The 6,075-nt window shown below is 74.1% G+C and carries 2 protein-coding genes and 1 pseudogene; all 3 read left to right on the top strand.

Features of this window, described 5'->3' with window-relative positions; genetic code table 11:
* Positions 1-730, top strand: a 730-nt coding sequence (locus tag FNH04_RS39645; protein WP_228031887.1) for a class I SAM-dependent methyltransferase, incomplete at its 5' end; no start/stop codon positions are given.
* On the top strand, positions 727-5,508 hold the full coding sequence (locus FNH04_RS39640; protein ID WP_228031888.1) for an alpha-(1->3)-arabinofuranosyltransferase: 4,782 nt from the start codon (positions 727-729) through the stop codon (positions 5,506-5,508). The genes FNH04_RS39645 and FNH04_RS39640, both read left to right, overlap by 4 nt.
* Positions 5,505-6,075, top strand: a pseudogene (locus tag FNH04_RS39635) (condensation protein); the annotation flags it as partial. The gene FNH04_RS39640 and the pseudogene FNH04_RS39635, both read left to right, overlap by 4 nt.

Below are 6,075 nucleotides of genomic sequence, written 5' to 3'. Positions count from 1 at the left end.
GCCCTGGAAAGACCCCTCCCTCCGGCGTTCCCTCGCCCTCTTCCGTGCCTTCCTGCGCGAGCAGGACGACCCCGAGCGCTGCTACTCCCTCCTCGCCCGTGACGCCGCCGACCAGGTCGAGGCGTACGGCGGTCCGGTCGACGGGCGCACGGTCGTGGACGTCGGCGGGGGCGGCGGGTACTTCACGGAGGAGTTCCGGCGGCGCGGGGCGCACGCGTACCTGTTCGAGCCGGACGTACGGGAGCTGGGGGCCGAGCCGCCCGAGGGTGCCGTGGTCGCCGACGGGTATCTGCTGCCGCTGGCCGGCGGGGTCGCGGACGTCACCTTCTCCTCCAACGTGCTGGAGCACGTGGCCGATCCGCAGACGTTCCTCAGCGAGCTGGTGCGGGTGACCCGGCCCGGCGGGCTGGTCTACGTGTCGTTCACCAACTGGTTCTCCCCGTGGGGCGGTCACGAGTGGGCGCCCTGGCACTACCTCGGCGCCGACCGGGCCCGCGCCCGCTACCAGCGCCGTACCGGGAGACCGGCCAAGCACACCCTCGGCGAGAACCTCTTCGCCGTGCACATCGGCACCACCCTGCGGCAGGTGCGCGCCCGCGACGACGTCACGGTCGTCTCGGCGCGCTCCCGCTACTGGCCGTTCCTCGCGGAGACCGTCGTGAAGGCGCCGGGCATCCGCGAGTTCGCCACCTGGAACCTCCTTCTCATCCTCCGGCGGTGTCCACCATGACGAGCACGGTCCAGGCCCCTCCCCCCGCCCCGGTACGGCCCGACGGGCCCATGCGGCGGCCCCCCGAGGGCCCGCGGTCACGGCGCTGGCTGCTGGGGTTCTGGGCCGTGGTGTTCGTGCTGTTCCTGGCCGTACGCCCCGGGCGGACGACCTTCGAGACCAAGCTGGGCGTCAACGTCGATCCGTGGCAGTTCCTGTCCGACCTCGGGCAGTTGTGGCACGACCGGGGCGGCTTCGGCGGGCTCCAGGACCAGTACGTCGGGTATGCCTGGCCGATGCTGCCGTACTACGCGCTGTGCGACCTGGTGCGGCTGCCGGTGTGGCTCGCGGAGCGGCTGTGGCTGTCGGTCGTCGTCACGGTCGCCTTCTGGGGCGCGCTGCGGCTGATGGAGCGACTGCGCGTCGGCAGCCCCGGCAGCCGGCTGCTCGGCGCCGTCGCGTACGCGCTGTGGCCGGTGTTCACGACCGTCGTCGGCTCGACCTCGGCCGCCGCGCTGCCGGGCGCGTTCCTGCCGTGGGTGCTGCTGCCGCTGACGAACGAGCGGTACGGCGCGCGGGTCGCCGCCCTCCGCTCGGCGCTGGTCATCCCGTTCATGGGCGGCGTCAACGCGGCGGCCACGCTCGCGTCCCTGCTCCCCGTGGGGCTGTACCTGCTGTCGCGCCCGCGCGGGCCCCGGCAGCGCAAGCTGATCGCCTGGTGGGTGCCGGGCGTGCTCCTGGCGACGGCGTGGTGGGTGATCCCGCTGCTGCTGCTCGGCGCGTACGGCGAGAACTTCCTGCCGTACGTGGAGACCTCGCAGACCACGACGGCCACCATGTCGGCCACCGAGGCGCTGCGCGGCGCCGGGAACTGGGTGGCGTATCTGCATCTGGGCGAGGCCTGGCTGCCCGCGGGCTGGACCGTCGCGTCCTCGGTGGTCGTGATCGTGTGCTCGGCGCTCACGGCCGGACTGGGTCTCGCGGGGCTGGCACGGCGCGACCTGCCCGAGCGGCGGTGGCTGGTGCTCACGGTGCTGTCCGTCGCGCTGATCACGCTCGCCGGGTACGGGGGCGCGCTCGGGGCGCCGTTCCACGGGACGGTGCAGGACTGGCTCAACGGGGCCCTGGCGCCCTTCCGGAACATCTACAAGTTCCAGACGGGTTTCGCGCTCGCCCTGGTGTGCGGGCTGGCGCACCTCGTGGGTGTGGCGGCGCGGGAGCGCGGGGCGCGGCCGGTGCGCGGGCGGCGGTACGTGGCGGTCGTCGCCGCGGTGCTGGTGCTGCCCGGTCTCGCGTGGCCGTATCTCAACGGGTCGATCCTGCAACCGGGTTCGTTCCAGGAGCTGCCGAAGTACTGGAAGTCCACGGCCGGCTGGCTGGAGGAGAACTCGCCCGACTCGCGCGCCCTCGTCGTCCCCGCCACCGCGCACGGCATCTACACCTGGGGCTCCCCCATCGACCAGCCCCTCGACGTGCTCGCCGAGTCCCGCTGGGCGCAACGGGACTACGTGCCCTTCGGCGCCCCCGGCAACCGGCGCGCGATGGACGCGGTCGAGCAGGCGCTGCTGACGGGCGGTGAGGTGCCGGGCCTCGCCGACTATCTGAGCCGCGCCGGTCTGTACTACGTGGTCGTCCGCAACGACCTGGACCCCGACCAGATCGGCTATGTCCCCACCACGACCGTGAAGCGGACCCTGGAGCAGTCGGGGTACGAGCGGGAGACGGGCTTCGGGCCGCTGATGACGGGTGGCCGGATCGCCGACGACACTCCTCTGCAGGTCGAGGGCCTGTACCCGCGCCAGCGGGCCGTGGAGATCTACCGGCCCCCCGCCGAGGCGCCCCGCCCCGGGCAGGCCGGGCTGAAGCCGATCGCAGGCACCGCCGTCGTCTCCGGCGGCCCCGAGGCGCTGCTGCCGCTCGCCGCCGACCCCGCGATACGGGGCCGCGCCACCGTGCTGACCGGCGACGGCCATCCCGGTCTCGGCACGCCCGAGGTGCAGGTGGTGGGCGACGGGCTGCGGCGCGCGGACACCCGGTTCGGGCTGGTCAACGCCAACACGTCGTACACCTACACCGCGACCGAGCGCAATCACGGCGACAGCTTCCAGGACCCCGGTGACGGACCGCGCCAGATCCTGCCGGTGCGGGGCACCGCCCACCAGACGGTGGCCCAGCTGCGGGGCGCGCGCTCGGTGACGGCGTCCTCGTCCGGCAACTGGCTGTTCCACCTGCCCCAGTACGACCCCGTGAACGCCTTCGACGGCAACCCGGACACCGCGTGGGCGGAGGGCGCGGCCGGTTCCGCGGACGGGCAGTGGCTGCGGATCGGCTTCGACGGCGCCGAGGACGTCCCGTCGTCGTTCGAGGTGACCCCGCTGCCGCAGGACGGGGTGCGGTCGGCGCCCACGCGGGTGCGGGTGGAGACGGAGCGCGGTGCCGTCACCAGCTATCTGCAACCGGACGGCACCACGCAGGAGGTCAGGGCCCGCCCCGGCTCGACGGACTGGCTGAGGATCACGATCCTCGACTCGGAGGAGCGGCACAGCGGGCTCGCGGGTGCCGGGTTCTCCGAGATCGACCTCCCGGGCGTGCCGAAGGTCACCCGCATGCTGCGGCTCCCCACCGACGCCGACCGTTCCGACGCCTCCGCCGAGGTCGTCTCCCTGCACCGCGCGGCCAACCCCACCGGGCTCTCCCCCACGGGCACGGAGAGCGGGCTGCACCGGCGCTTCACGACGGCTGCGTCCGGGGCGTACGGGACGTACGACGTGAAGGTGAGCGCCGTGCCGGTGCCGAGCGCCGAACTCGACAGGCTGCTGTACGAGGTCGCGCCCGAGGAGAGCGCGGAGGCCGACCGGGTCACCGCGACGGCGGACTCGACGGCGAACTTCGGCACGGGTATGTCACCGCGCAACCTCACCGACGGCGATCTGACGACGGCATGGATCGCGGGCGACAAGCCGGTGATCCACCTGACGTGGCCGAACCGCGAGAAGGTCGGCTCGCTCGTGCTGGCCCCGGCGGGCGGGCTGTCGACCCGTCCGACCAAGGTGTCGATCAGTTCCCCGGACGGCGCGGCGATCGCCGACGTGGACGAGAACGGCTGGGTCCGCTTCGAGCCGATCACCACCGACCGTCTCGACATCACCGTCACCGACACGGCCCCGCTGACCGTCCACAACCCGGCCGCGGGCGACGACCTGCGACTCCCGGTGGGCCTCACGGAGGCGTACGTCCCGGCACTCGACGACCAGCGGGCCAGGCAACCGTCGGGCCGTCGTGCCTTCTCGCTGCCGTGCGGACGGGGGCCGGTGCTCGCGATCGACGGCGAGCTGTACGAGACGAGCGCGAAGGGAACGGTGCGGGACCTGCGGGAGCGGCGCGCGGTCGACGTGACCCTGTGCCGGCAGCGCGAGGCCGACCCAAAGCTGGACCTGCCCTCCGGCACCCACCGGGTCGAGGCCGGGGACGGCGGTCCGCTCGCCGTGACGGACGTGACGCTGACGCGCGGAACGGTGTCGGAGCCCTCCTCCGGTACGGCGGGCCGGGAGCTGCGCGTCCAGGACTGGCTCGGCGACCTCCGCGAGGTGTCGGTCGGCTCGGGCGCGGCCTCGTACCTGACGACGTACGAGAACGCCAACGACGGCTGGAAGGCCACGCTGAACGGCCGCGAGCTCACTCCGGTCCGGCTCGACGGCTGGCAGCAGGGCTGGCGGGTCCCCGGCGGCGCGGGCGGCACGGTCAAGCTGACGTACGAGCCGTCCACGACGTACGAGGCCGGACTGGTCGGCTCCGGGGTCGGGCTGGCCGTACTGATCGGCCTGGTGCTGTGGCGGCGCCGCGCCCCCAACCCCGACGAGCCACAACCCGTACCGCCGGGCCCGGGCCTCTGGCTCGGCACGGTGGCGCTCACGCTGGTGGGCGCCGTGATCGCGGGCGTCTTCGCACTGATCGTCCCCGTGCTCGCGCTGCTGGCGTGGAAACGGCACACGCTGCTGGTGCCGATCGCGTTCCTCGCCCTGGCCGGGGCGGGCGTGGCCGCCGTCCTGGGCGCCGGGGAGCCGGCGACGGCCGGTGAGGGGGCGTTCGGGCCGGTGGCCCAGGTGCTGGCGCTGGTGGGATTGTTCGCGGGGCTGGTGAGTGTGCGGGAACCCTCCGGGGCGGTGGCGGGAGGCCTTGGGGGTGGTGACACCGGGGGCACCGGTGTCCTTGCTCCTGGTGGTCCTGGTGGCCCCGGAGGCCCGGCTGGGGGCAGTGGTCCCGGAGTCCCTGGTGGCCCTGGTGGCCCTGGTGCGACGCTCACGTACGGCGGTGCGCCCGCGTCGCCCCTGCTGCCGGGTCCTGACGTCACGGCGGCGCCCTTGCCCAGACGGAACAGGGGCGCGAGTGGACCGTTCCGGCAACCGAGAGGCTCCGCGGAGAGCACTCGGGCGCCGGGGGCCGCAGTGGAAGGACCCGCGGCGGGAGAGCCCGCGGCCGGGTTCGGAGGACCCGCGGCCGGGTTCATGAGCGGAGGCCCCACTGCCGATCCGTCCGCCGGAGCCACCCTCTCCGCCCGTGGTCCGGGACCCGTGCAGCGCGAGCCCGAAGCACCCGCGCGGCGGATTCCGCTCACCGGGCCGGGGTTCCGGGCGGCACCGCAGGTCGGCCCCGCAGGACATGGCGAGCGCACCACCGGGCGGAACGACGGCACCACCGGGTGGAACGACGGCACCACCGGGCGGAACGACGGCACCACCGGGCGGAACGACGGCACCGCCCGGCAGGGCGACGGCACCAGGAGGGGCGAGGCCACATGACCGCTGTGGAGCAGCCGGCGCGGGGCGGTACGGGCAGCGGCCCCGTACGGCGACCTGCGCGCGTCCCGTTCCCGGTGGTGGACGAGATCGCCCGCCACTGCCTCCAGGAGGAGGAACCCGAGACGGTCCACATCGAGGTCCACCTCCCGGGCCGCCTGGACCCGGACCGCCTGCGCACCGCCTTCACCGAGGCCCTTCACCGGCACTCCCGCATCCTGATGCGCCAGGCCCCGGGCCGCTGGTACCGGCGCCGCTACGAGTGGGAGCTGACGCGGGACCCGGACGTGGAGGTGGTGGGCTTTCCACCACCGGGCCCGAACTCGTTGCGGGACGCCCGAACGAGGGCCCTGACGAACGCACCGCCACTGACGGCGTCTCCGCCGATCAGGCTGGAGGTCGTCGACGAGGACGGCCGGTCCGACGGCACCGTCCTCTTCCTCACCATCAACCACACAGCCCTGGACGGCCCTGCCTGCCTCCGTGTCCTCGCCACCGCGGCGGAGCTGTACGGCGGCCGTGACAACTCCCCCGCCGCGCCCCCCGTACGGGCGGCCGGCACCACGGCAC

Origin of the sequence: Streptomyces phyllanthi, assembly GCF_009377205.1 — a bacterium.
Classification (GTDB): domain Bacteria; phylum Actinomycetota; class Actinomycetes; order Streptomycetales; family Streptomycetaceae; genus Streptomyces; species Streptomyces phyllanthi.
The sequence above is the reverse complement of the archived record's forward strand: the minus strand, read 5'-3'. Positions and strand labels throughout refer to the sequence as shown.